The organism is Massilia orientalis (assembly GCF_030411975.2).
GTDB lineage: Bacteria > Pseudomonadota > Gammaproteobacteria > Burkholderiales > Burkholderiaceae_D > Telluria > Telluria orientalis.
Genome location: NZ_JASNRB020000082.1, coordinates 1 through 1,193 on the forward strand (window position 1 = coordinate 1; position 1,193 = coordinate 1,193).

The 1,193-nt window shown below is 57.3% G+C and carries 1 protein-coding gene; it reads left to right on the forward strand.

Annotated elements, in window-relative coordinates; all coding sequences use genetic code 11:
• Window positions 1-66: 66 nt before the first annotated feature.
• A protein-coding gene (locus QPK29_RS33450; RefSeq protein ID WP_371772426.1) for an IS3 family transposase occupies window positions 67-1,154 on the forward strand; the annotation gives its coding sequence in 2 pieces (ribosomal slippage) (window positions 67-319 and window positions 319-1,154; 1,089 coding nt in all).
• Window positions 1,155-1,193 lie beyond the last annotated feature (39 nt).

A 1,193-nucleotide genomic window follows, 5' to 3' on the forward strand; every position in this document is an offset into this window, starting at 1 on the left:
GGTAATCCCCCCACAAAAAGAGCGCGTTTAGAAGTAGAATTTTCTACTTAAGACAGAAAGCTCTACATGAAGACGTCCCGTTTTACCGACAGCCAGATCATCGCCATCCTCAAGCAAGCCGAAGCCGGCAGCCCTGTACCGGAGCTGTGTCGCGAGCACGGCATCAGCAACGCCACGTTCTATAAATGGCGGGCCAAGTACGGCGGCATGGATGCGTCGTTGATGGCCCGCATGAAGGAGCTGGAAGACGAGAATCGGCGCCTGAAGAAGATGTATGCCGAGGAGCGCCTCAAGGCCGAGATCGTCGCCGAGGCGCTGACAAAAAAGTGGTAGCGCCATCTCAGCGGCGAGAGATGGCGCAGTGGGCCGTGGCACAGCGGTCAGCCACGATTCACCTGGCGTGCCGGGCGTTTGGCATCAGCCAGACCTGCTACCGATACAAAGCCAAGCTGGACGCGGAAAACGACGTGATTGCTGACTGGCTGGTACGGCTGACGAACAACCAGCGCAACTGGGGCTTTGGGCTGTGCTTCCTGTACCTGCGCAACGTCAAAAATTTTAAATGGAACCACAAGAGGGTCTACCGGATTTACCGTGAGCTCGAGCTGAACCTCCGGATTAAGCCGCGCCACCGCCTGGTGCGCGAGAAGCCGCTGCCATTGGCCGTGCCGACCGCGATCAACCAGAGCTGGTCGATGGACTTCATGCATGACCAGCTTGCCGACGGACGCAGCATCCGCCTGTTCAACGTCATCGATGATTTCAATCGGGAAGGCTTGGGAATCGAGGTCGATTTCTCGTTGCCATCCGAACGTGTTATCAGATCGCTGGACCGGATCATCGAATGGCGCGGCAAACCGGATGCGATCCGCTGCGACAACGGCCCGGAATACATCAGCGCAGTAACGTTGGCCTGGGCCGCCAAGCGCGGCATCCGCATCGACTTCATTCAGCCAGGCCAGCCTCAGCAAAACGCTTACGTCGAGCGCTACAACCGGACCGTGCGATATGACTGGCTGGCTCACCACCTCTTTGAAACGCTCGACCAAATCCAGGAATTTGCCACTCGTTGGCTGTGGACCTACAATCACGACCGGCCCAACATGGCACTCGGCGGCATCACACCAAAACAGAAACTTGCCCTTGCCGCTTAACCTCTACTTTTAGCTCGCTCTAAAAATGGGGGGATTACC